This window comes from Pseudomonas sp. L5B5 (genome assembly GCF_020520285.1).
Taxonomy (GTDB): domain Bacteria; phylum Pseudomonadota; class Gammaproteobacteria; order Pseudomonadales; family Pseudomonadaceae; genus Aquipseudomonas.
The window spans coordinates 2,694,918-2,719,201 of sequence record NZ_CP084742.1 but is presented as its reverse complement, the minus strand read 5'-3'; the positions used below and the strand labels follow the sequence as shown (position 1 = coordinate 2,719,201).

Here is a 24,284-nt window from a genome sequence, read left to right as displayed (position 1 = left end):
TGGGGCCTCCAGGCGGAAGCCGACACGTTACGCAGCCCGACCGTTGATCACAACCCCGGATTCTTCCGTCAGCCGACGTGGTAGGTCTGGCCGGTCTGCAGGCCTTCCACACTCTTGGCGTAGGCCAGTGCCACGTCTGCTGCCGGAACCGGCTTGTAGCCGCGGAAGTACGGGGCGTAGCTGCCCATGGCCTCTACCAGCACGTTGGGGCTGATGGAGTTGACCCGCAGGCCCCGAGGCAGCTCGATGGCGGCGGCCCGCACGAAGCTGTCGATGGCGCCGTTGACCAGGGCCGCCGAGGCGCCGCTGCGGATCGGGTCGTGGCTCAGCACGCCGGTGGTGAAGGTGAAGGAGCCGCCGTCGTTGGCGTATTCGCGGCCGATCAGCAACAGGTTGACCTGGCCCATCAGTTTGTCTTGCAGGCCCAGTTCGAAGTGCTGGGCGGTCATTTCCGCCAGGGGGGCGAAGGTGACGTTGCCGGCGGCGCAGACCAGGGCATCGAAGCGTCCGGTCTTTTCGAACAGGGCGCGGATCGACTGGCTGTCGCTGATATCCACTTGGTAGTCGCCGCTGGTGCGACCGATGCGAATGACTTCATGGCGTTGCGCCAGTTCTCGGTCGACCGCCGAGCCAATGGTGCCGTTGGCACCGATCAGGAGAATCTTCATGGATGGTTCCTCGTGAGAAGGGGACGAGGTTGCAGTCTAGAGTGGTTTTTTTTATGGATTAACGCGCTAATAGGCAACCTTTGGTTTTCTGGTGGAAACAATCCATGAGCGAAATGGACGACCTGGCAGCCTTCGCCGTGCTGGTGGAAGCCGGCAGTTTCACCCTGGCGGCCCAGCGCTTGGGTTGCAGCAAGGGCCAGTTGTCCAAGCGCATCAGTGCCCTGGAGGCCCGTTTTGCGGTGGTGCTGTTGCAGCGCACCACTCGTCGCCTGGACCTGACCGCCGCCGGTGCCGCGCTGCTGCCCCAGGCCCAGGCGCTGGTCGCCCAGGTGGAGCGTGCGCATCAGGCCCTGGCCCGGCTCAAGGACGATGTGGCCGGCCCGGTACGCTTGACGGTGCCGGTGTCCCTGGGGGAAACCTTCTTCGACGGTTTGTTGCTGGAGTTCTCCCGGCACTATCCCCAGGTCCAGATCGAGCTGGACCTGAGCAACGGTTATCGCGACCTGGCCCGGGAAGGTTTCGACCTGGCGGTGCGTTCCGAGGTGGCCAGCGATCAGCGCCTGGTGGCCCGGCCACTGCTGGCCTGGCATGAGATGACCTGTGCCAGCCCGGCGTACCTGGAGCAGTACGGTGAGCCGCAGACCCCCATGGAGCTGGCCAGCCATCGTTGCCTGCTCAACAGTCACTACAGCGGGCGCGAGGAATGGCTGTACCACCAACGCCACGAGTTGCTGCGGGTGCGAGTGTCCGGGACGTTCGCCAGCAATCATTACAACCTGCTGAAAAAGGCGGCCCTGGTGGGGGCGGGCATTGCCCGGTTGCCGTCCTACGTGTTGCACGCTGAACTGGCCGACGCTCGCCTGCGCTGGCTGTTGCGCGACTACCAAACCCGAAGCATGCCGATGTATCTGGTTCACCCTTACCAGGGCGGCTTGCCCAGGCGCACTCAGGTCCTGGCCGATTACCTGATCGACTGGTTTCGCCGCAGCGGCGAGGCCCTGGACCGCTTGTAACGGCGGCCACGACCACTCGAAACGAGTTGGCGTACGGCCTGTAGCCGCTGTCGAGCGTAGCGAGGCTGCGAAAAGGTCCGCAGGACCTTCCGGTGCTCGACCGACCAGGCTGATTCTCCGGACGATCTGCGGCCGCTACGCGTCCGTGCGCAGCCTGCGGCATCGCTACACGAAGCGAGCTGGGTCCGCAGGACCTTCCAGGGCTTCAGCGCAGCCTGCGGCAAAGCAGGTGGTCGATGGAGAATGCGCCCGGCCCACGGGCCAGCAACAGCAGGAAGATGGCGATCCAGGTGCCGTGGGTCGGGTAGGCATCCGGGTAGACGAACAACTGGATCACCAGGGTCATGCCCAGCAAGGCCAGGGCGCTGAAACGAGTGGCCAGTCCGAACAGGATCAGCAACGGGAAACCGTGCTCGGCAAGGGCTGCCAGGTGCGCCGCCAGCTCCGGGGGCAGCAGCGGCAAGCGGTATTCGCTCTGGAACAGCGGGATGGTCGAGTCCGCCAGGCGTGGCCAGCCGAGCTCGAAGGTCCCGGAAACCAGGTCGATGGCCAGGCCCTCGATCTTGGTCTGCCCGGACTTCCAGAACACTGCGGCGATGCTGAAGCGCGCGATAAAGGCCACCAGGCTGTAGGGGATGCGCTCGAAACTCTGGTTCAGACGCGACAGCCGGGTGATGACGGGGTTTTGGGTAGGCATGATCAGCTCTTTTTCTGAAGTGGCAAGTCAATGAGGGCGCCGTGGCCGAGCAACAGACCCAGGCAGCGGCCCAGGTCGAAGTCGGCCTGGACGTCCAGTGCGTGGGCAGCGGCGATTGCCAGCGGCTGCTGGCTGCGCAGGCTGTCGATGAACACCAGGCAGCCGGCATCCACCGTCAGCACCTGCACCTCAAGGCCGTTGCGCAGAATCAGCGCATGCTGTTCCCGATGCAGGTAGAACGACGGCCAATGCCGGCCGTCCTGGTGTGCGGCCCACAGGCTCACCACGGCGTAGTTCGAGCGCAGGCTGCGCAGCGATGGGTGCAGATGCAGTTGCAACTGGCCGAGGTGCTCAGGCTGGTTCATGGCCGCCAGCAGCCAGGATGGTTCCAGGGGCTGGGCGTCGGCAGCGTGATAGGCCTCGACTCGCAACCGCTCCAGCCGGGCGACGGCGCCCAGGTAGGGCAGGGAACCGGCGGGCGCGAAGCCCTGGATGAAGTCGGCGAAGTCCTGGCCATAGTCGTTGAGCAAGGGGCTGCGAGGGGGATGGGCACTGATGTAGACATGGCCCATGGCCTCGAAGAATTCCTCGCCCACCAGTTGTGCGACCACCGGGTAGCTGTCTGCCAGGGCGTTGAGCAGCGAGCCCCGGACGTTGTTGCGATAAACCGCGAAGCGTCGCGCCGGGTCGCTGCCCGTGCTGCTGCACAGGCCCGGGGGGCACTGGGGGGAAGAGGCCAGCAGGGCATCGGCGAAGTCTTTCTGGCTGCTCATGTTGGCCACCGGACGCCGAGCAACAAGGCTTCGGCCCTGTCGGCCTCGGCCTGGAGGATGGCCAGGGGCGGGATGCGGTTGTCCCGTTCGATCAGGGTGGGCATCGGGCCGATGCACTCCAGCACCTGCCGATAGAGGGCCCAGACCGCGGCATCGACGGGCGCGCCGTGGTCGTCGATCAGCAACCGATCACCGCTATCGTCACGGTCCTCGGCAAAGCCTGCGAGGTGGATTTCCCCCACGGCATGCAGCGGCAGCGCCTGCAGGTAAGCCAGGGGATCGCGCTGATGATTGATGCAGGAAACGTAGAGATTGTTGACGTCCAGCAGCAGGCCGCAGCCACTGCGCTGGATCACCTCGCGGATGAAGTCCGTTTCATCCAGGGTCGAATGCTGGAACTGCAGATAGGTCGCCGGATTCTCCAGCAACATCTGCCGGCCCAGGCGGCTCTGCACCTGGTCGATGTGCGCGCAGACCCGTGCCAGGGTCGGCCCGTCGTAGGCCAGGGGCAGCAGATCATTGAGGAAGGCCGGGCCATGGCTGGACCAGGCCAGGTGTTCGGAAAAGCACTGGGGCTGATAGCGCTCGACCAATATCGCCAGGCGCTCCAGGTGGAGGCTGTCCAGGGGGCCTTCACCACCGATGGACAGGCCGACACCGTGCAGCGACAACGGGTAGTGCTCGCGGATCAGGCCCAGGTAATGATGGAATGGACCACCCGCCACCATGTAGTTTTCGGCGTGCACTTCGAAGAAGCCAATGTCGGGCCGTTGCTCGAGCACCGGCTTGAAGTGCTCGGTCTTGAGTCCCAGGCCGGCCCGGTACGGCAGGCCTGGGGCTGCCGGAGTGCCGGGAGGGGCCGCTTGGTTCAGGCTGGTATTCATCGTCGGCACTCGGGCAGGCAAGGGGTCAGGACTTGGCCTTGAACGCCTGGAGCTGGCCGAAGCCGGTAGGCGAGGTGCTGCTGGCGGTTTTCTCGCAGGTGCCCTTGGGCACCAGTTTCCAGGCATTGGCCTGGTCATTGAGCTTTGAGGTTCCGGCGCAGGTGGTGCCGGCGCCGGCTGCGCAATCGTTCTTGCCTTTCATGGCCACGCCGAAGCATTTCTCCATGTCCTCGGCGGCATGGGCGGTGGTGGGCAGGGCGGCGATGCTCAGGGCGGACCCCAAGGCCAGGACCAGGGCGGTAGCGGACAGGGTGCGGGGGTTGCTCATGGTGATTCTCCAGGATCGGGTTTGGAAAAAGCAGCATTGGTGCTTGCTTGTTCCTCTAGAGAAGGACCGGGGCGGTTCGTTACAGCTGGCCGGCAAGTATTTTCAAGGTCAATGAAAAACGGCCCCGAAGGGCCGTTCTGTTTGTTGCCTGCGCTCAACCGCCCAGGTAGGCGTCGCGGACCTTGGGATCGGTCAGCAAGGCTTCGCCGGTGCCCTGCATCACCACCCGGCCGTTTTCCAGTACATAGGCACGGTCAGCGATCTTCAGCGCCTGGTTGGCGTTCTGCTCCACCAGGAACACCGTCACGCCGTCGCGGCGCAGTTGCTCGATGATGTCGAAGATCTGCTGGATGATGATCGGCGCCAGGCCCAGGGACGGTTCGTCCAGGAGCAGCAGCTTGGGTTTGCTCATCAGCGCCCGGCCGATGGCGAGCATTTGCTGTTCGCCCCCGGACATGGTGCCGCCACGCTGGGTGAAGCGCTCCTTGAGCCGCGGGAACAGGTGCAGGACCTTGTCCATCTGCTCCTGGTAGTCGCCCTTGTCGGTGAAGAAACCGCCCATGGCCAGGTTCTCCTCCACTGTCAGGCGGGCGAACACCCGGCGCCCCTCGGGCACTACGGCAATGCTCTTGCGCATGATCTGCGCCGAGGTCTGCCCCACCAGCTCCTCGCCCAGGTAGCGAATGCTGCCGCTGTGGGCCTGGGGCGAGCCACACAGGGTCATCAGCAGGGTGGACTTGCCAGCGCCGTTGGCCCCGATCAGGGTGACGATCTCGCCCTGGCGGATCTCGACGTTGACACTGTGCAGCGCCTGGATCTTGCCGTAGTAGGTGGAAACGTTCTCGAACTGCAGCATTTACGCTTCTCCCAGGTAGGCTTTGATCACTTCGGGATTGTCGCGGATCTGCTCCGGCGTACCGTCAGCCAAGGGCGTGCCCTGGTTGATCACGACGATGTGGTCGGAAATGCTCATGACCAGCTTCATGTCGTGCTCGATCAGCAGCACAGTGACGTTGTGCTCTTCACGCAGCACGCTGATCAGCGCCTTGAGATCCTCGGTTTCCCTCGGGTTCAGGCCGGCGGCAGGCTCGTCGAGCATGAGGATCCGCGGTCGGGTCATCATGCAGCGGGCGATTTCCAGGCGCCGTTGCTGACCATAGGCCAGGGTACCGGCGGGACGGTTGGCAAACTCGCGCAGGTTGACCTTGTCCAGCCAGTAGCCGGCGTACTCCATGGCCTCGTGCTCGCTCTTGCGAAACGCCGGGGTCTTGAACAGCCCGGACAGGAAGTTGGTGTTCAGGTGACGATGCTGGGCGATCAACAGGTTCTCGACCGCGGTCATGTCCTTGAACAGCCGCACGTTCTGGAAGGTCCGCACCACGCCCTTGCGGGCGATCTTGTGGCCGGGCAGGCCCTGGATCGGCTCGCCGTCCAGCAGGATGGTGCCGGCGCTTGGTTGGTAGAAGCCGGTGAGGCAGTTGAATACCGTGGTCTTGCCGGCGCCGTTCGGGCCGATCAGCGCCACCACTTGTTTTTCCTTGACGGTCAGGGCCACGCTGTTGACCGCCAGCAGGCCGCCGAAGCGCATGGACAGGCCGGTTACTTTCAGGATCTCACGGCTCATTTGCGCAGCTCCATGTGAGGACGTTGCATGGGCAGCAGACCTTGAGGACGCCAGATCATCATCAGCACCATCATGGCGCCGAACATCAACATCCGGTATTCGCTGAATTCACGCATCATTTCGGGCAGCAGGATCATCACGATTGCCGCGAGGATGACCCCCAGTTGCGAGCCCATGCCGCCGAGCACGACGATGGCGAGAATGATCGCCGACTCGATGAAGGTGAAGGACTCCGGGGTCACAAGGCCCTGGCGTGCAGCGAAGAAGCTGCCGGCGAAACCGGCGAACGCGGCACCCAGGGTGAAGGCCGAGAGCTTGATCACAGTGGGGTTCAAGCCCAGGGCGCGGCAGGCGATCTCGTCTTCACGCAAGGCTTCCCAGGCACGGCCGATCGGCATGCGCAGCAGGCGGTTGATGACGAACAGGGCCGCCAGTGCCAGCAGCAGGGCCACCAGGTAGAGGAAGATCACCTTGTTGATCGAGTTGTATTGCAGGCCGAAGAACTCGTGGAAGGTCTGCATGCCTTCTGCGGCCTTGCGTTCGAAGGTCAGGCCGAAGAAGGTCGGTTTCTCGATGTTGCTGATGCCGTTGGGGCCGCCGGTCAGGTCGGTCATGTTGCGCAGCAGCAGGCGGATGATTTCACCGAAGCCCAGGGTCACGATCGCCAGGTAGTCACCCCGCAGGCGCAGCACCGGGAAGCCCAGCAGGAAGCCGAAGGTGGCCGCCATCAGGCCGGCGATGGGCAGGCAGATCCAGAAGCTCAGGCCGAAGTAGTGCGACAGCAGCGCGTAGCTGTAGGCGCCCACGGCGTAGAACCCCACGTAACCCAGGTCCAGCAGGCCGGCCAGACCGACGACGATGTTCAGGCCAAGGCCGAGCATCACGTAGATCAGGATCAGCGTGGCAATGTCCACCGCCCCGCGCGAGCCGAAGAACGGCCAGACCAGGGCGCCGAGGATCAACGCCAGGATGATCCAGCGCTGAGTGCCGGGCAGGGTCAGGAAGTTGCTGGCCTTGGCCGGGATCAACGGCATGCTGGGAGAGGACTTCCAGGCTGCGCTGATCTGGGAGTGGAACAGCACCCGCAGGAACATCAGCACCGAACACACCGCGATGGTGGCAAGGATGGTCGGGCTGGTGTTGTGGACTTCCAGGTTGATGCCGACGATGGTCAGTTTCAGGCCCAGTACCGGGTAGGCTACTGCCCAGACCAACAAGGCGCTGAACAGCGCCGATTTAAGATTCCTAGTCATACTTTCTCAACCTCCGGACGGCCCAGAATGCCGGTCGGCCGGAACAACAGCACCAGAACCAACAGGCCGAACGCCACGACATCCTTGTACTGGTCGCCGAACACGTCGGCGCCAAAGGCTTCAGCCACCCCCAGCACCAGCCCGCCGAGCATCGCGCCCGGGATACTGCCGATGCCGCCCAAGACCGCTGCGGTGAAGGCCTTCAGGCCCACCAGGAAACCGGCGTTGGGGTTGATCACACCGTATTGCATGCTCAGCAGCACGGCGGCGATGGCCGCCAGCGCAGCGCCGATCACGAAGGTCAGGGCGATGATGTTGTTGGTATTGATGCCCAGCAGGTTGGCCATCCTGATGTCCTCGGCACAGGCACGGCAAGCGCGACCCAGGCGAGAGCGGGAGATGAACAGCGTCAGGCCGAGCATGGCGATGAGGGTCACCACGAATACCACGATCTGCATGTAGGAAATCAGCACTTCATGTGCACCACCTGGCCCGATGGAGAAGTTCCCCGGGATCAGGTTGGGGATGGACTTGTCCTTGGAGTCCTGCGCCAGCAGCACGGTGTTCTGCAGGAAGATCGACATGCCGATGGCAGAGATCAGCGGGATCAGGCGGTTACTGCCACGCAAGGGGCGGTAGGCGATCCGTTCGATGCTGTAGCCATAGGCACTGGTGACGACGATGCTCGCGATGAAGGCTGCGGTCATCAGAAGCGGGACACTGTCGAGTCCCATCATGGCCAGGCCCGCGATGGCGATGAACGCCACGTAGGATCCGATCATGTAGACCTCGCCGTGGGCGAAGTTGATCATTCCAATGATGCCGTAGACCATCGTATAGCCGATGGCGATCAAGGCATACGTGCTGCCAACGGTGAGACCGTTAACCAGCTGTTGGAAAAAGTGATAGATGTCAGGCATTACAACGCTCCTAAAAACCTGATACGCATTTCACTGGTGGAGTCATTTTCCCGGCCATGCCCCGTAGGTCTGCACCCACTTCGGGCTGGACTTTGCCAGCGAACCGCTGATGACGGTTTTGAGATTTTCAGGTGGGCAGGCTCCCGGATCACGGAAGCACGGCCCATACATTCGTAAAACAAAGCCCACGGCAAGCCGTGGGCTTTATCGGCAGTCAGTCAGGGCAGCCTTACTGAGGCGAAACTTCGGTTTTTGGCTTGCCGAAGTGCCACTCGTAGACCACGAACTTGAAGTCTTTCAAGTCGCCCTTGGCATCGAAGCTCAGGTCGCCGGTCGGGGTCTTGAAGGTACCGGCGTGGATGGCTTCGGCCACCTTGGCCGCGTCTTCGCTCTTGGCGTTGGTGATGGCGCCGGCGATGACTTCAACTGCGGAGTAGGAAGGGAATACGAAAGGACCGCTCGGGTCTTCTTTCTTGGCCTTGAACGCGTCAGCCAGGGCGACGTTGGCCGGGTCCTGGTCGAAGGACTTGGGCAGGGTCACCAGCAGGCCTTCGGAAGCGTCCTTGGCAATCTGCGAAATGGAGTCGTTACCCACGCCTTCCGGGCCCATGAACTTGGCCTTCAGGCCTTTTTCCTGTGCCTGGCGCAGGATCAGGCCCAGTTCCGGGTGGTAGCCGCCGTAGTAGACGAAATCGACGTTGGCCTGCTTGAGCTTGGCGATCAGCGACGAGAAGTCCTTGTCGCCGGCGTTGATGCCTTCGAACAGGCCGACCTTGGTGCCTTTCTTCTCCAGGGTCTGCTTCACGGCGGTGGCGATGCCTTCACCGTACTGCTGCTTGTCGTGGAGCACGGCGACGATCTTCGGTTTCACGTGATCGGCGATGTAGTTGCCGGCGGCCGGGCCCTGGGCGCTGTCCAGGCCAATGGTGCGGAACACCATCTTGTAGCCCCGGGCGGTGATGTCCGGGCTGGTGGCGGCGGGGGTGATCATCACCACGCCTTCATCTTCATAGATGTCGGAGGCCGGTTGAGTGGAGCTGGAGCAGAGATGGCCGACGACATACTTGACGCCATCGTTGACCACCTTGTTGGCGACTGCCACGGCCTGCTTGGGATCGCAGGCGTCGTCGTATTCGACGGCTTCGAGTTTCTTGCCGTTGACGCCGCCCTTGGCGTTGATCTGTTCAATGGCCATCTTGGCACCACTGAACTGCATGTCTCCGTACTGTGCTACAGGGCCGGTTTTGGGGCCGGCGATACCGATCTTGATGGTGTCAGCTGCGAACGAATGGCTGGCAACCCCGGCCAGGACCATAGCGGCAAACAGTTTGGAAATCTGCTTAGTAGCCTTATTCATAGTGCTCCACTCTTGCTGTTGTAATTTTTATAGTTCCGGCGGCCTTGAGTCGCAGAACCGAACCGATATCGCGAATATCCGTCGGAAATGCCCCTGGCAACTGTACCGGTACAGTGTAGTGCGCCGGTCGTTCGCTTGAAAAGCTGGCTGCTGGGGGCAAAAACGCGGAGTGTCGCTTGGTTGAAAGAAAAAGACAGATTTGCGGCGTGGTTTTTCGCGCGATTCGGCGTCAATCCCTGGCGCTTCTGAGCTTCTCGATCGATGACGCTTTTGCTACCGGGTTTTTCTGCCAGGGCACCGACGTTATGATTGCGCCGATTTCTTTTCTGGACAGTCCCATGACTCAAGAACCTAGCACCCTCTATGCCAAGCTGCTTGGCGAGACCGCATCCATCAGCTGGAAGGAACTGGAGCGGTTCTTTGCCAAGGGTGCCCTATTGTGGGTCGATGCCGACCTGGATCTGATCGAAGCGGCCCAGGCCGTGGCCGAGAACCAGGCGGACAAAGTGGCGGCCTGGCTGGCCGAGGGGACCGTTGAAAAGCTGTCTGCAACGCGGGCGTCCGATCTGCAGGAGCGTGATCCGACGTTATGGGCGGTGGTGGTGTCGCCCTGGATCCTGGTCCAGGAAAGGGCATCGCGCTGATGGCGTGCGCCGAAGTGGTGCGGTTTTTTGTCGGACAAAAGTGTGTAGCCGAGTAACCGTGAATCCAGTGATGGCACCTTGCCGTAGAGAAAGGCCCCACAGCCCGATTTGCCCAAGGTGACGTTCACGGAAGGGGAACAGTTTCAAGCTCGTCCGACGAGCTGTTCAAGTGTTCCACGGCACTGGGTGGACCTGTCGGTCCACCTCTCTTGCCTGGTCTGATCTGCGGCCGGTGGCGGCACGACAGATCCGTTGTCTGTCCGTGCCGCAGCCGGCGGGCGAATGATCAGTAGGCAGTCTTGCCGGTGTGCTGATTGAGGGAGATGACCCGGGTCTTGCCGATGCGGTGACGGTAGATTTCCCGCAGGTACTTGATGGCTTTCTTCACGCAATCCCGGGACAGGCGGATGTCGTTGATCGAGACGAACTTGTCCTTGTCGTTGATCAGCTCGCGGTATTTCTTCTCGTACATCGGCTTGATCGCGTACCAGTTGGTGTCGAGGATTTTCGCCGGGTTCTCGAATTCGTTGAGCAGATCGTCGATGTGATTTTCGTCGAAGTGGTCGCTGGTGATGAAGTCCAGCACCGAGTTGTCCAGGGTGTCGTCGAAACGGTACGGATTGCGCGCGAAGCAGCGCTTGATGAAGGCCACGATCAGGGTCAGGAAGTCATCCGACAGGCACGGGCTCTTGGCGATCAGGGTGGTCAGCGACAGGTTGGCCGAAGCGCCGATCACCAGCGCATAACGCTTGAGGGTGGTATTGGGGAACAGGCTGTTGAGGTGGGTCTTGAGCCGGTTCAGGTCCATGTAGGACAGCTTGTAGTCCTTGGGCAGCGACACGATGGACACCACCGACGAGCAGTTCTTGAAGAAGTGCAGGTCGTGCAGTGCCGCGGCGTCGAACCCCGAGGCCTTGTACTGCTCCAGCGCCGCGCGATAGCGCTTGGACTCGATTGGCAGCAGGCTGATCCCTTCGATGGCCTGGGTCTGCTTGTTGAAGTGCGGCAGGTCGATGGAGCGGAAGAACAGGTCGTCGATGTTCAGGCGCTGTGGCTCCTTCTCGAACACCTTGAACTTGTCGCCGGTCGGCACCGGCTGCTCCGGCACCACGGATTCGGCGTAGGCGATCGCCACGGGACCGGCCAGGCTCATGAACAGGTCGTTGGCGTCCAGGCGGATGGTTTCGCCGATGTCGATGCCGGCACGACGGAAGTAGTTCTGGTCGTAGTCGGTGGTCACCGCCTGGGCCGTGAGGATGTTGAAGATCTGCTGGGAGATGTACTGGTTGGCGTGCTTCTCCATGGCGTTGACGTCAATGTTCTGGATGTTGCCGTCATCGCTTTCTTCGGCATAACGCATGATGTCGTTGGAGATCAGCATCATTGCGTTCCATGGGCGGATCCGGCCCATGACGCTGGCTTCACTGCTGTCTTCGTTATCGAAGTTGTAGGAGAAGTCCCACTCTTCCGACAGGTATTTGCACAGCAGGCGGCCGGCGTTGATGTGCAACGCCTCGGACATCTCGCTGCGGTGGTCGGAAATGTTGGGCAGCACGCAGATGCCGCTGGTGAAGATCGGCTCGAAGACGAAGGAGTGCCCGCTCTTGCTGTCGTGCTCGTCCATCGGCTTGGTGTCGAAGGTCTTGTTCATGTACGAATACTGCTGGGCCAGGCCGAATTCCGAGGCCATGCCCGAGCCGGTACCGCCGCCGGCGCTGAAGATCGAGAAGTACAGGCGCGACTGGTTGGCCTTGATCCCGCAGGAATCGATCAGGTACGAGTGGATCATTTTCCAGTCGGGGCTGGAGAAGCGCTGGGTGTCCTTGTTGAGGATGATCTTGGCCAGGTACTGGCCGAGGATCGGCGCGTTACCGGCGCCACCGGCGTGGACTTCCGAGAGGTCCATGATCTTCATCTTGCTGTAGTCGCGGATGAACCCGCTCTTTTCGCCCTTGCGCGAGAAGCGGATGCGCCCGGCGATGTCCTTGTCCAGGTCGCCCAGCATCACCAGCGGCTCCACCAGGAACACGGGCTTGCTGGCCTTGTTCTGGCCCAGGCGCAGATTCTGCCGAATCCACTGGCCAGGGCTGTAGGCGCCTTCGTAGGCCTTGTCTTCGTTGTTGAATTCGTTGAGGTAGAACTTGCGCGCGTTGTACACCAGCTCCGCCACGTCCAGGGCGATGTTGGAGCCGCAGCGGCCGAGGCCGATCAGGCATACCGACGGGAACTCCTGCTCGCGGCGGTTTTCCTGCTCGTCTTCCAGATGCACCGGGCGCGGGAACACCATGTCACGCAGGCCATCGAGGTTATCGAGGATGCGGTCGGTATTGGTTTCGGTGAAGTACAGGTACTGCTGGGTCGACAGGGGGCGTGAACTGGACAATGGCTTCGTATCCGAGTGGCTTGGTTTGGAGGAGGTCAGCGTCATCTCGGAGACTGCGTTGGCAGGATCATTTTTAGAAGTCATTGTGCGCCATATGCCTGGTCAGGTTGGCTCGGGGACGAGGTGTCGGCGAGCCATCACGGAGTGGGACCTCGCTGCTGCGTGGAGCGCGAATTTTACCCAAGGTGTCAGGGTTTTTTCTGAGCGACGCTCGGGGGAGTCCTTTCCTGAATCAAGATGAATCGGCCAGTATTCACTGATCTTTAATCAAATGAGGGCAATATGATGTCAGCGTTACCTTCACTCGGTTTTGCCGGGATCGGCCTGATGGGATTGCCAATGTGCCAGCGCCTGCTGGCTGCGGGCTATCCGGTGGCGGTGTGGAACCGCAATCCGCAGAAGTGCGCTGCCCTGGTGGCCGCCGGGGCGCGACAAGTTGCCGCGCCATCGCAGCTCTGTCAGCAGGCCGACCTGGTGCTGTTGTGCCTGGCCAATACCGAGGTGGTGCGCGAGGTGGTCTTTGGTCCTGGAGGGATTGCCGAGGGCGCCCGGCCCGGCCAGTTGCTGCTAGACCTGTCCAGCCTGGAGCCGGGCGCGACCCGGGAAATGGCTGCCACGCTGGCTCGTGATACTGGCATGGGCTGGGTCGACGCCCCGGTGTCCGGCGGCACCCAGGGCGCCGAGGCCGGTAGCCTGGCGATCATGGTCGGTGGCGAGGTGGCGGATGTCGAACGCGTGCGACCGGTGCTGCTGGCCATGGGGCAGCGGGTCACGCATATGGGAGCAGTGGGGGCGGGCCAGGTGACCAAGGCCTGCAACCAGATGATCGTCGCCTGCAATGCCCTGGTGATTGCCGAGGTCGTGGCCCTGGCCGAGCGGTCCGGAGTCGATGCGCGGTTGCTGGCCGAGGCCCTGGCCGGGGGCTTCGCCGATTCACGGCCGCTGCAGATTCTGGCTCCGCAGATGGCCGAGAGCCGTTTCGAGCCGGTGAAATGGCATGTGCGGACCCTGCTCAAGGACCTGGATGGCGCGGTGAAACTCTCCCGGGAACAGGGCGCCGCGACGCCGATCAGCGGGTTAGCTGCGCAGTTGATGCGTCTGCATGGTGGGCAAGGCTATCTGGAAAAAGATCCAGCGACGCTGGTTCATCTCTATCGGGACCCGCCAACCGGGGAGTGAGGTCGCCGGCATGGCGGCTGTCGAGTTCGTCCAGCACCTCGCGCAATTCATGCAGTGGCACTGGCCGGCTGAGCAGGTAGCCCTGCAGGTAGTCGCAGCCGTAGTGCTTCAGCAGTTGTTGCTGCTCCAGGGTCTCGACGCCTTCGGTGACCACCTGCAAATGCAGGGTATGGGCCATGACGATGATCGCCTGGACGATCTCCATGTCCTGGGTCGACTTGGGGATGTCCTGGATGAACGAACGGTCGATCTTCAGGGTATTGAGAGGCAGGCGCTTGAGATAGGCCAGGGAGGAGTAGCCGGTGCCGAAGTCGTCGATCGACAATGATACCCCCAGGCCGCGAATCTGCTTGAGCAGCGCCAGGGTGCTGGCGATGTTGCCCATCAGGGCGTTTTCCGTGACTTCCAGTTCAAGTCGCTGGGGCGCCACTTGGGCACTGCGCAGGGCGCTCTCGATTTCCCCGGCCAGTTCCTCGCGGGTCAGGTTCAGTGCCGAACAGTTGACCGCAATCTTCAGTTCCCCACGGCCATGGCGTGAAAGATGGGCGAGGTCCTGGCAGGCCTTGCGCAGCACCCAGTTGTCCAGCTCGGCGATCATGCCGTTGGCTTCGGCAATGCTGATGAAGCGCTCCGGGCTCAGCAGGCCGTGGTGTGGGTGCTGCCAGCGCACCAGGGCCTCGAGCTTGGTGACCCGGGCGCTCTTGAGGTCATAGATCGGCTGGTAGTACAGCAGCAAGCCCTGGTCGTCGCGCAGGGCATTGCGCAGTTCTTCCTCCAGTTGCAGCTCCAGGGTGGCCCGGGTCTTGAGGTTGGAACTGAAGAAATGCAGGCTGTTGCGTCCCGAGTCCTTGGACTGGTAGAGGGCCAGGTCGGCGTTCTTCAGCAGTTCCTCGCAGGTCTTGCCGTCATCGGGATAGAGGCTGATGCCGATGCTGGTGGTCATCACCATGCGCCGTCCACCCAGTTCGATCGGCTGCTTCATCTTCTGCATGATGCGCTGGGCCATGTTGCGTGCCTCTTCGCGCTCGTACAGGTTGATGAGGATGCAGAACTCGTCGCCGCCCAGGCGGGCCACCACGTCCTCGTGGCTGCGGGTGGAACTCTTGATGTGCCCGGCGATGACCTTGAGCAGCTCATCGCCGGCATCGTGGCCGAGGCTGTCGTTGATGCGCTTGAAATGGTCGATGTCGAGGAACATCACCGCCAGCATGCCGCCGAACGTGCTCTTTTCCATCAGCTTTTCGGCGAACATCTGGTTGAAGCCGCGTCGGTTGATCAGGTTGGTCAGGGCATCGTAGTGGGCCACGTGCTGCAGGGAGGCCCGGGCCTGGTCCAGCTGCGAGAGCAGGGCGTTGACCCGCCGCAGGTCTCGCTCCTTGTGCTGTAGCTTCTTGTCCGCCAGGGCCGCGCTGATACCACTGCCGATGACCAGCAGCACGATCGCGCAGACAGCCAGCGCCAGTTGCAGGTGGCCATCGGGCGCCACCGAGATGGGCAGGGCCCCGGCGGGCAGGGCCAGGGTCATGGACCACATGCCGGTGAAATGCATGAGGACGATGGCGCCGCCCAGTACCAGGCTGCTGGTGTACTTGAGCAGTTGATGGAACATCCCGCTGCCTTCACGCAGGTGCCGTGACAGCAGCAGGGCCGCCAGGCTGCAGGCGATGGCCACCAGCAGTGACAGCCCCATGAGCCAGGGGTCGTAGTACAGGGTCGCGCTGGAGCGCATGGCCGCCATGCCCACGTAATGCATGGTGCTGATCCCCAGGCCGATCCACACCGACGCCAGGCCATAGCGCCAGAGTGGCAATTGCAGGTGGCTCAGGGTGTTCATCGCCAGCCAGGCGGCGATCAGGGCGATGAACAGCGACAGCAGGGTCAGCGGTAGGTCGTACCGGATTTCCAGCGGTGCCTCGAACGCCAGCATGGCGATGAAGTGCATGGACCAGATGCCGCCGGCCAGGCAGCAGGCGCCGAACCAGCGCCACAGGCGCTGGCTGGTCGGATGCTCGACATGGCTGACGCGTTCGGCCATGTCCAGGGTAGCGAAGCTGGCGGCGCAGGCCACCAGGTAAGCCAGCAGCACCAGAACCGGATTGTGGGTGCAATGGAGGACCACTTGCCCGCTGTCCGGAAGCTCGGTAATGAAATGCAGACCCAGCCAATCCATAGCGTGCCCATTTTATTGGTCATCTGGCGTCGGCGGTTCAGCGCCAACGAGTGCTTGGAGTATAGAGGGCACCCGGTGGCTGCAATGGGCAGTGGCAGTTTGGCTCTAATGATTTGCTTATGGCTTCTATCGCCAATCGCGCTAAGCGCTTTCCTCGTACCAGGGCTCGTCGTTCGCCGGCTCAAGGGGCGCAAGCCCGAAGGCGGCACGGGCGGCGTCGCAGGCGCTGTTGTGCAGCCCATCGACCCAGGACGCCTCGAACTCCCGGCAAGGGCTGGCGCGCTGGGCATAGATTGAGCAGCTCACGCCCTGGCCGACCTCACCTTGCAGGGCGACGCAGCGCGGCGACTTGCAGTCGGTGCCGAGCATCGCCACCCGGCTGGGGCTGATGCTCAGCACCAGCTCGTCGGGGACCGTTCCGCCGGACGAAGCGCATTCGCCCCAGAAAAAAGACACACGAAAGTGTGAACAGCAGGCACCGCAATTCAGACACGGACTGGCTTCGGACATAGGCGTATTCAACGGGGAAGGGGTGGGGAAGGGGGGAGGCAAGGCGGCTATTCTAGGCTTCGCATCGGCCTTGGGAAGGGGGGGCACAAGGTATTTTTTCAACCTTGGCCAAGCCCTTGAAAATCTTGCTCAAGCCCCGGGTTACGGGGGCTGTGGCCAAGTCGCCGAGCCTCTTGGGGCCATCCGTGCCCAGGCCTGCCAGGTCGGCCTGCGATGCTCTGGTATCAGGCTGGCGAATGATCACAGACAGTTGCGGCGCGCCTGACTAGATTGCACTCTCCAGGCTCGCGTCTGGCCGAATAACAATAAAAGAGATCGACCCATGGATAACTCGACTCAAGCGGCAAATGCCTGGCGCATTCTGTTCCTGTTGTTTTTGGCAAACCTGTTCAACTTCTTCGACCGCACCATTCCCGCGATCATCATCGAGCCGATCCGCATGGAATGGCACCTGAGCGATTTCCAGCTGGGGATCATCGGTACCGCCTTCACCATCGTCTATGCCATTGCCGGCCTGCCCCTGGGACGGATGGCCGATACCGGCTCGCGCAGTAAACTGATGGGCTGGGGCCTGGCGGTCTGGAGCGGGCTCACCGCCGTCAATGGCATGGTCGGCAGTTTCTGGAGCTTTTTGCTGGTGCGCATGGGCGTCGGGATTGGCGAGGCCAGTTACGCGCCGGCGGCCAACTCGCTGATCGGCGACCTGTTCCCGGCCCATCGCCGGGGCCGGGCCATGGGCATCTTCATGCTGGGTTTGCCCCTGGGCCTGCTGTTGGCGTTCTTCACCATCGGGGCCATGGTCAAGGCGTTCGACAGCTGGCGCGCGCCGTTCTTCATCGCTGCCGTGCCGGGCTTGCTGCTGGCGGTGTTCATGTTCTTCATCAAGGAGCCCAAGCGCGGAGCGGCCGAGGCGACCAAGGTGTCCCAGGAACGGATCGAACGGCCGATCCGTCGGGTGCTGGCGATCCCGACCTTTCTCTGGCTGACCCTGGCCGGCCTGACCTTCAACTTCGCCACGTATGCCTGCAACTCGTTCCTGGTGCCGATGCTGCAGCGCTACTTCCTGATGCCCTTGCAGGAGGCCGCGGTAGCCACCGGGGTGATCGTCGGCGTGACCGGCCTGATCGGCTTGACCCTGGGGGGCTGGGTCGCCGACAAGATCCACCAGCGAGTGGCCAACGGCCGGTTGCTGTTCGCTGCCGCCAGCCTGCTGGTCTCCACCCTGTGCACCGCCTGGGCCCTGCACGCCGGACGGATCGAGATCGGGGTATTCGTCGCGGTGTTCAGCCTCGGCTGGCTGTTTGCCTACAACTTCTATACCTGTGTCTACACCGCGATCCAGGATGTGGTGGAACCTCGGTTGCGGGCCACTGCCATGGCGCTGTTTTTTGCCGGCTTGTACCTGTTGGGGGGCGGCCTGGGGCCAGTGGTGGTGGGCGCGTTGTCCGATCATTTCGCCCATTCGGCGATGTATGCCGCTGGGGCCGGGCAGATGACCGAGGCCTTCAAGGCCATCGGCCTGCACGATGCGATGTACCTGATCCCGGTGGCGTTGTTGTTGACCCTGGTGTTTCTGTTCATGGCCTCACGCTGCTTTGTGCGGGATGCACAGCGGATGCGCGACGGGCTGGCGCCGGGCGAGCCGGTGGGCGCGGCAGCCACGGCCTGATGGCTCGGCTGTTGTCGGAGCGAGGCTTGCCCGCGATAGGAACAACGCGTTGTGTCTGACGCATCGCTGATCGCTGATCGCTGGTCGCGGGCAAGCCTCGCTCCTACGGACGACGATAAAAAAAGCCCGCATTGCGCGGGCTTTTTCGTGGGGCGGGAGACGACTTCAGCCGGCTACCAGGACCCGGATCGCTTCCAGGCGCAGCGCCGCTTTCTCGAGCATGGCCAGGCCTTGTTCGCGCTGCTTGCGCAGGGCTACCAGTTCGCTGTCACGAACAGTCGGGTTGACCGCCTGCAACGCGGTCAGGCGTGCCAGCTCTTCTTCGGTATCGGCAGCCAGGCGGCGTTGGGCCTCGGCCACGCGCTCGGCGTGACGGGGGGCGATCTTGGCTTCGCCAGCGTTGATCTTCGGCGCCAGCTGGTCGCGCTGGGCCTGGATGAACTTGTTGGCACTGGCCTTGGGTACGCTTTCCAGCTGGTCGTTCAGGGTCTCGAAGGCCACCCGTGGCGACAGGTCATTGCCATTGGCGTCCAGCAGGCAGCGCAGGGCGGCCGGTGGCAGGTAGCGACCCAGCTGCAGCGAGCGAGGGGCGACCACTTCGCTGACATACAGCAGCTCCAGCAGCACGGTACCGGGCTTGAGTGCCTTGTTCTTGATCAGCGCCACGGCGGTGTTGCCCATGGAGCCGGACAGCACCAGGTCCATGCCGCCCTGTACCATCGGGTGTTCCCAGGTGATGAACTGCATGTCCTCGCGGGACAGCGCCTGGCCACGGTCGTAGGTGATGGTCACGCCTTCGTCGTCGCCCAGGGGGAAGCTGGCGTCGAGCATCTTCTCGCTGGGCTTGAGGATCAGGGCATTGTCCGAGTGGTCCTCGCTGTCGATGCCGAAGGCGTCGAACAGGGTTTCCATGTAGATCGGCAGGGCGAACTGGTCGTCTTGTTCGAGGATCGCTTCCACCAGCGCATCGCCTTCGCCGGCACCGCCGGAGTTCAGCTCCAGCAGGCGGTCGCGGCCGGTGTGCAGCTCCGCTTCCAGGCGCTCACGCTCGGCGCGGGCTTCGTCGATCAGCGCTTGCCATTCGCCGTCGTCGGCGTTTTCCAGCAGCGGCAGCAGGCGCGGGCCGAACTGGTGCTGTAGGGCGTTGCCTGTCGGGCAGGTGTTGAGGAAGGCGTTCAGCGCTTCGTGGTACCACTGGAACAGGCGCTCTTGCGGGCTGGTCTCCAGGTACGGGATGTGCAGTTCGATCACGTGCTTCTGGCCGATCCGGTCCAGTCGGCCGATGCGCTGCTCCAGCAGGTCCGGGTGCGCCGGGAGGTCGAACATCACCAGATGATGGGCGAACTGGAAGTTGCGGCCTTCACTGCCGATTTCCGAGCAGATCAGCACCTGGGCGCCGAACTCTTCATCAGCGAAATAGGCGGCGGCGCGGTCGCGCTCGAGAATGTTCATGCCTTCGTGGAAGACCGTGGCCGGGATGCCGGAGCGCACGCGCAGGGCGTCCTCCAGGTCCATGGCGGTCTCGGCGTGGGCGCAGATCACCAGGACCTTGGTGCGCTTGAGCATCTTCAGCTGGTCGATCAGCCACTCGACCCGTGGGTCGAACTTCCACCAGCGCTGTTCTTCATCGCTGGCCTCGGGCTGGGCCTGGAAGCTGACTTCCGGGTACAGCTCGGCATGTTCGCCCAGGGGCAGTTCCAGGTACTCGTCCGGGCACGGCAGCGGGTAGGCGTGCAGCTTGCGCTCCGGGAAACCCTGGACGGCGGCGCGGGTATTGCGAAACAGCACGCGGCCGGTGCCGTGGCGGTCCAGCAGTTCGCGCACCAGGCGTGCACTGGCTTCACTGTCGCCATCATTGACGGCGCTCAGCAGGGCTTCGCCCTCGTCGCCGAGGAAACCCTGGATGGTCTTGTGCGCTTGGGGAGACAGGCGTCCCTGGTCCAGCAGTTCCTGCACGGCTTCGGCCACTGGGCGGTAGTTCTCGCTCTCGGCACGGAATGCCGCCAGGTCGTGGAAACGGTTCGGGTCCAGCAGGCGCAGGCGGGCGAAGTGGCTGTCCTGGCCCAGCTGTTCCGGGGTCGCCGTCAGCAGCAGCACGCCGGGGATGGTCTCTGCCAGTTGCTCGACCAGGGTGTATTGCGGGCTGGCCTGCTCTTCGTGCCAGACCAGGTGGTGGGCTTCGTCCACGACCATCAGGTCCCAGCCGGCGGCGAACAGCGCGTCCTGGGCCTTTTCGTCGTCCACCAGCCATTCCAGGGCGACCAGGGCCAGCTGAGTGTCTTCGAACGGGTTGCTGGCATCGCTTTCGATGAAGCGTTCCTCGTCAAACAATGCCACCTGCAGGTTGAAGCGCCGGCGCATCTCCACCAGCCACTGGTGCTGGAGGTTTTCCGGAACCAGGATCAGCACCCGGCTGGCACGCCCCGAAAGCAGCTGGCGATGAATCACCAGGCCGGCTTCGATGGTCTTGCCCAGGCCCACTTCGTCCGCCAGCAGCACCCGTGGCGCGATGCGGTCGGCGACCTCACGGGCAATGTGCAGTTGGTGGGCGATGGGCTGGGCGCGCACGCCGCCCAGGCCCCAGAGCGGGGACTGCAGCTGGCGGCTGGTGTGTTCCAGGGTGTGGTAGCGCAGCGAGAACCAGGCCAGCGGATCGATCTGGCCGGCGAACAAGCGGTCGCTGGCCAGGCGGAACTGGATGAAGTTCGACAGTTGGGTTTCCGGCAGGATGACGGGCTCGTTCTGCCCGTTGAGGCCGTGGTAGACCAGCAGGCCGTCGACGTCCTCGACTTCCTGGACGGTCATTTTCCAACCTTCGAAGTGGGTGATGCTGTCACCCGGCGAAAATCTCACGCGAGTGAGGGGCGCATTCCGTAGCGCATACTGGCGGGTGTCGCCAGTGGCCGGATAGAGCACGGTCAGCAAGCGGCCGTCCTGTGCCAGAACGGTGCCTAGACCTAGCTCGGCTTCGCTGTCACTGATCCAGCGTTGCCCCGGTTGATACTGCTGCGCCATGCTGCCTGACTCCCGCTTTGAAAAAGCCGACTATCTTAACGGAACCTGCTTGCAGTCCAAAGAACTCTGATAAAACCCCTGTATAAAAAGTAGCGTAGGCAGTGTGTTCGTCAGTGCAGCGGGCACTATCGGCTGACGACTGGGTCACAGTTTTGCGACCGATGGCTCAAGTCGCCCATGCCGCGGCCGACAGCCTGCCGACAGGAGACCAATAACATGCTGCCACCGATGCTCCCCTTGAGCGCCGTGCCCGTCACCTCCCAGCAGGACCCGATCCGCCCGCGACCGGACATCCCGCCTGTGGTACCGGTGCAGGAAAGCTCCAATGAAAGCACCATCGACCTGCAAAAACGCGATGCCGAGCAGTCGGCCCTGCTCCTGCGCGAGGAACAGCAGCGCCAGCAGGAACGGCAACGGCGCCAGCGTGAAGACCAGGACGATCCGGAGCAGCACCTGGCGGTGCCCGGTGACGAGTTGAACGCCGACAACACGGTGCCGGTGGCGCCGCTGATCGAAGATGCCCCGCGCCAGGGCTTGTGGGTAGACGTGCAGGTCTAGCCCGCCGGGCCTGATCCGGCCAGTGTCCTGAGCGCCTGCAGCAGGCGTTCGATTTCCTTTTCGGTATTCAGATGGCTCAGGGCGATCCGCGCGACGCTGTCCAGGCCTCGAGCCTGCATGTCCAGCGGGGTGTAGGCCACGCCATTGGCGCCAATATTGATGCCCTGGCGCGCCAGGCGGGCCTTGAGGGCAAAGCTGTCCCAGCCTGCGAGGGTGAAGGCGATCAGGCCCGATTGCTTCCCCGGTTCGCCCAGGTCTTGGCGTTGCAGGCCGGGTATGCGGTCCAGGGCTTGGCGCAGAGGGTCGCTCAGGTGCCTGATGTGTTGTTCGATGGTCTCGCTGCCGATTTCGTTGAGCTCCTGCAGGGCATTGGCCAGCCCGACGAGCAGGACCAGCGACATCTCGCTGGTTTCGAAACGCCGGGCATCTCCACGCAGGCCGAAGCCTCGGCCGTCCCAGGGCGCCGACAGCACATCCCGTGGCAAGGGCTGCAACTGTTCGATAAAGCCGGGCCTTATGTACAGCAATGCCGTACCTCGAGGCCCCCGCAGGTATTTGCGCCCCGCAGCCTTGAGCACATCGCAGCCCAGGGCCTGGACATCGCAGGGCAGTTGGCCAAGCGCCTGGCCGGCATCGATGAAATAGGGGATGTGCCACTGGCGCGCCAGGCGGCCGATGGCGGCGACGGGGTTGATCAGGCCGCCGTTGGCCGGCAGCCAGGTCAGGGCGATCAGGCGCACCCGGGCATCGAGCATGGATTCAAGGGCTTGGACCGATACGGCACCGTGGCTGTCGCAGGGAATGATTTCCAGGCGCGCGCCCGCCGCCAAGGCCGGAGCCATGCAGGCCAGGTTGCCGCCCCATTCATGACGTCCCACCAGAATACGGTCGCCTGGCTGCCAGCGGGGCAGTGCGCTGAAGGCGCTGCCCCAGGCCGCCGACCCGCTGCTGGCGAAGGCGATCGCCTCGCTCGAGGTATTGAGCAGGCGGGCGGCGGCCTGGCGGGCCCGCTCTGGCCAAGCCGCATCCAGTGCAGCCTCCATCGGCCCTTCGGTGGCTTCGCGATGCAGCTGCCCAAGCATGGCATCCAGGGTTCCCTGGCTGGGCAGCGATGCACCGGCATGGTTGAAGTGGCACACGCGAGCGCAACCCGGGGTGGCCTGGCGCAGGCGAGCAACGTGTTCCGGGCCCAGGCTGGTCATGGCTGGAGCTCGAAAATCCCGTCCACCTCCACGGCTACACCGGCAGGCAGGCTGGCCACGCCGATGGCGGTACGGGCATGCCGGCCCTTGTCGCCGAGGGCGTTGACGACCAGGTCGGAAGCACCGTTGGCGACGCCGCTATGGCCCTGGAAATCGCCGCTGGCGGCGATGAACACGTTGAGCCGGCTGATGCGCTGCAATCGCGACAGGTCGTCATCCAGGGCTGCGCTCAGTTGGGCCAGCAGGCCCAGGGCGGCCAGCTCGGCGGCCTGGGCGCCCTGTTCAGGTGACAAATTCTCGCCGAGTCGGCCAAGCAGGGCAGGTTGGCCGTGGTGCAGGGGGATCTGCCCGGAAATGAACAGCAGGTTTTGGCTGCGCACGTGATTGACGTAGTTGGCGGCTGGCTGGCCGGGCTCCGGCAGTTCCAGGCCCAGTTGCTGCACGCGATGTTTCAAGGAGTGGTTCATGGCAAGCCCTCGGATGGAAGACCAGCAGCATCGGCTTTCGCTCCGGGGGGCGACAAACGGATAGATCTAATTCGACGTATCTGAATTTCTCATGGATGCCTCGACCTGTTCCTGCAACCACAGGGCAAAGCATTGCGCTGCAGGATTCGACGCAGCCCTGGCGGTCACCAGCCAGTAGCCGATCTCGCTGTGCAGGGGCGGCAGGTCGAAGGCATCCACCAGGCTGCCCTGGTCCAGATGGCGTTGGATCAGTTGGCGGCGACCCATGGCGATACCCTGGCCGGCCACTGCGGCTTCCACCACGATGTTGTAGTCGTGCAGCATCACTTGCGGGTGCTGGCTGAGGTCCAGGCCATGGCTCGCACTCCAGTCATGCCACTCGAAGGGCTGGTGGGAGCGCGCCATCAGGCGTGGAGCGTGGGCCAGGGCAGTGGCCTTGAGCTGCGGACTGCAGACTGGCGAGAGTTGTTCAGCCAGCAGCAGTGTGGAGTCGACCCGGGGCCAGTGGCCTTTGCCGTAGCGGATGGCCAGGTCGACTTCGGCCCCGGCGACGTCCGCCAACTCGATGGCCGGTTGCAGTTCCAGCTGGATATGTGGGTAGCGTCGGCTGAAATCCGCCAGGCGCGGCGCCAGCCAGAGGGTGGCGAAGGAGGCCAGAAGACCGATGCGCAAGGCGCGCTGTTCAGGAACGGCCAGCAGTTCCTGGGTTGCCTGGGCGATCTGCTCCAGGGCGGGGCGGATCTGTCGATAGTAGGCATCGCCCGTGCAGGTCAGGTCGATGGCCCGAGTGCGTCGGATGAACAACGGCTGTCCCAGGTGCTCCTCGAGCTTGTGCACCTGATGGCTGATGGCACTCTGGCTGACGCACAGTTCCCGGGCTGCCTTGATGAAGCTCAGGTGTCGGGCCACGGCTTCGAAGGCGCGCAGGGCCAGCAGCGGCGGCAGGTGCTTGGGCATTTCCACGGCAGGT

The 24,284-nt window shown here is 63.3% G+C and carries 22 protein-coding genes; 5 read left to right on the top strand and 17 right to left on the bottom strand.

Going from position 1 to position 24,284, the window contains the following annotated elements:
- Positions 1-68: 68 nt before the first annotated feature.
- The gene (locus LGQ10_RS12405; protein WP_058433625.1) at positions 69-668 is read right to left on the bottom strand and encodes a short chain dehydrogenase; all 600 of its coding nucleotides are present in this window, start codon (positions 666-668) and stop codon (positions 69-71) included.
- Between the two features lie 104 nt (positions 669-772).
- Between LGQ10_RS12405 and LGQ10_RS12400 the strand changes: the two genes are divergently transcribed.
- Positions 773-1,681 (top strand): LysR family transcriptional regulator, encoded by a 909-nt coding sequence (locus LGQ10_RS12400; protein WP_226525702.1) that lies wholly within the window; start codon positions 773-775, stop codon positions 1,679-1,681.
- A gap of 205 nt (positions 1,682-1,886) precedes the next feature.
- Here the strand turns inward: LGQ10_RS12400 and LGQ10_RS12395 are convergent, their stop codons facing one another.
- The 9 genes from LGQ10_RS12395 to LGQ10_RS12355 all read right to left on the bottom strand — a co-directional run bounded on the left by LGQ10_RS12395 (position 1,887) and on the right by LGQ10_RS12355 (position 9,517).
- A complete protein-coding gene (locus LGQ10_RS12395) occupies positions 1,887-2,378 on the bottom strand; it encodes a DoxX family protein (protein ID WP_226525701.1) in 492 nt (163 codons plus the stop codon).
- 2 nt (positions 2,379-2,380) lie between these two features.
- Positions 2,381-3,151, bottom strand: a complete 771-nt coding sequence (locus LGQ10_RS12390; RefSeq protein WP_226525700.1) for a DUF2063 domain-containing protein — start codon at positions 3,149-3,151, stop codon at positions 2,381-2,383.
- Positions 3,148-4,035, bottom strand: a complete 888-nt coding sequence (locus LGQ10_RS12385) for a DUF692 domain-containing protein (protein WP_226525699.1) — start codon at positions 4,033-4,035, stop codon at positions 3,148-3,150. The genes LGQ10_RS12390 and LGQ10_RS12385 overlap by 4 nt, the downstream gene beginning before the upstream one ends.
- A 25-nt stretch (positions 4,036-4,060) precedes the next feature.
- Positions 4,061-4,363: a DUF2282 domain-containing protein gene (locus LGQ10_RS12380; protein WP_058433620.1), complete on the bottom strand. Its 303-nt coding sequence runs from the start codon at positions 4,361-4,363 to the stop codon at positions 4,061-4,063.
- A 154-nt stretch (positions 4,364-4,517) separates the two neighbouring features.
- Positions 4,518-5,219 (bottom strand): ABC transporter ATP-binding protein, encoded by a 702-nt coding sequence (locus tag LGQ10_RS12375; protein ID WP_226525698.1) that lies wholly within the window; start codon positions 5,217-5,219, stop codon positions 4,518-4,520.
- On the bottom strand, positions 5,220-5,987 hold the full coding sequence (livG, locus tag LGQ10_RS12370; RefSeq protein ID WP_058433619.1) for a high-affinity branched-chain amino acid ABC transporter ATP-binding protein LivG: 768 nt from the start codon (positions 5,985-5,987) through the stop codon (positions 5,220-5,222).
- Positions 5,984-7,240, bottom strand: coding sequence for a high-affinity branched-chain amino acid ABC transporter permease LivM (locus LGQ10_RS12365; protein WP_058433618.1), 1,257 nt, complete (start codon positions 7,238-7,240; stop codon positions 5,984-5,986). The genes livG and LGQ10_RS12365 overlap by 4 nt, the downstream gene beginning before the upstream one ends.
- The gene (livH, locus tag LGQ10_RS12360; protein ID WP_058433617.1) at positions 7,237-8,160 is read right to left on the bottom strand and encodes a high-affinity branched-chain amino acid ABC transporter permease LivH; all 924 of its coding nucleotides are present in this window, start codon (positions 8,158-8,160) and stop codon (positions 7,237-7,239) included. Before livH ends, LGQ10_RS12365 begins: the two co-directional genes overlap by 4 nt.
- 229 nt (positions 8,161-8,389) lie before the next feature.
- A complete protein-coding gene (locus LGQ10_RS12355) occupies positions 8,390-9,517 on the bottom strand; it encodes a branched-chain amino acid ABC transporter substrate-binding protein (RefSeq protein WP_058433616.1) in 1,128 nt (375 codons plus the stop codon).
- A 338-nt stretch (positions 9,518-9,855) separates the two neighbouring features.
- Between LGQ10_RS12355 and LGQ10_RS12350 the strand changes: the two genes are divergently transcribed.
- The gene (locus tag LGQ10_RS12350; protein ID WP_413247620.1) at positions 9,856-10,161 is read left to right on the top strand and encodes a DUF2288 domain-containing protein; all 306 of its coding nucleotides are present in this window, start codon (positions 9,856-9,858) and stop codon (positions 10,159-10,161) included.
- Positions 10,162-10,447: 286 nt separating this feature from the next.
- On the opposite strand, the gene LGQ10_RS12345 is transcribed toward LGQ10_RS12350, so the two are convergent.
- Positions 10,448-12,628, bottom strand: a complete 2,181-nt coding sequence (locus LGQ10_RS12345) for a hypothetical protein (protein ID WP_226525696.1) — start codon at positions 12,626-12,628, stop codon at positions 10,448-10,450.
- Positions 12,629-12,826: 198 nt separating this feature from the next.
- Between LGQ10_RS12345 and LGQ10_RS12340 the strand changes: the two genes are divergently transcribed.
- Entirely contained in the window at positions 12,827-13,723 is an 897-nt protein-coding gene (locus tag LGQ10_RS12340; RefSeq protein ID WP_226525695.1) for an NAD(P)-dependent oxidoreductase, read from the top strand.
- Here the strand turns inward: LGQ10_RS12340 and LGQ10_RS12335 are convergent.
- Positions 13,614-15,893, bottom strand: coding sequence for a putative bifunctional diguanylate cyclase/phosphodiesterase (locus LGQ10_RS12335; protein WP_226525694.1), 2,280 nt, complete (start codon positions 15,891-15,893; stop codon positions 13,614-13,616). The genes LGQ10_RS12340 and LGQ10_RS12335 overlap by 110 nt on opposite strands.
- 141 nt (positions 15,894-16,034) lie before the next feature.
- Positions 16,035-16,403, bottom strand: a complete 369-nt coding sequence (locus LGQ10_RS12330; protein WP_058436948.1) for a YkgJ family cysteine cluster protein — start codon at positions 16,401-16,403, stop codon at positions 16,035-16,037.
- Positions 16,404-16,725: 322 nt separating this feature from the next.
- Between LGQ10_RS12330 and LGQ10_RS12325 the strand changes: the two genes are divergently transcribed.
- Positions 16,726-18,072 carry a spinster family MFS transporter gene (locus tag LGQ10_RS12325; protein WP_226525693.1) on the top strand — a complete coding sequence of 449 codons (1,347 nt, stop codon included), beginning with the start codon at positions 16,726-16,728 and terminating at the stop codon, positions 18,070-18,072.
- A 165-nt stretch (positions 18,073-18,237) separates the two neighbouring features.
- On the opposite strand, the gene rapA is transcribed toward LGQ10_RS12325, so the two are convergent.
- Positions 18,238-21,087, bottom strand: a complete 2,850-nt coding sequence (gene rapA, locus LGQ10_RS12320; RefSeq protein WP_058436946.1) for an RNA polymerase-associated protein RapA — start codon at positions 21,085-21,087, stop codon at positions 18,238-18,240.
- Between the two features lie 216 nt (positions 21,088-21,303).
- On the opposite strand from rapA, the gene LGQ10_RS12315 reads away from it, so the two are divergent.
- Positions 21,304-21,645, top strand: coding sequence for a hypothetical protein (locus LGQ10_RS12315; protein ID WP_058436945.1), 342 nt, complete (start codon positions 21,304-21,306; stop codon positions 21,643-21,645).
- Here LGQ10_RS12315 and LGQ10_RS12310 read toward each other — a convergent pair.
- The 3 genes from LGQ10_RS12310 to LGQ10_RS12300 form a co-directional block, all read right to left on the bottom strand.
- Positions 21,642-22,847 (bottom strand): aminotransferase class V-fold PLP-dependent enzyme, encoded by a 1,206-nt coding sequence (locus LGQ10_RS12310; protein WP_226525692.1) that lies wholly within the window; start codon positions 22,845-22,847, stop codon positions 21,642-21,644. The genes LGQ10_RS12315 and LGQ10_RS12310 overlap by 4 nt on opposite strands.
- Complete coding sequence (locus LGQ10_RS12305) at positions 22,844-23,314, bottom strand: RidA family protein (RefSeq protein ID WP_226525691.1); 471 nt, start codon at positions 23,312-23,314, stop codon at positions 22,844-22,846. Before LGQ10_RS12305 ends, LGQ10_RS12310 begins: the two co-directional genes overlap by 4 nt.
- Positions 23,315-23,380: 66 nt before the next feature.
- Complete coding sequence (locus LGQ10_RS12300) at positions 23,381-24,277, bottom strand: LysR substrate-binding domain-containing protein (protein WP_226525690.1); 897 nt, start codon at positions 24,275-24,277, stop codon at positions 23,381-23,383.
- Between the last annotated feature and the right edge of the window lie 7 nt (positions 24,278-24,284).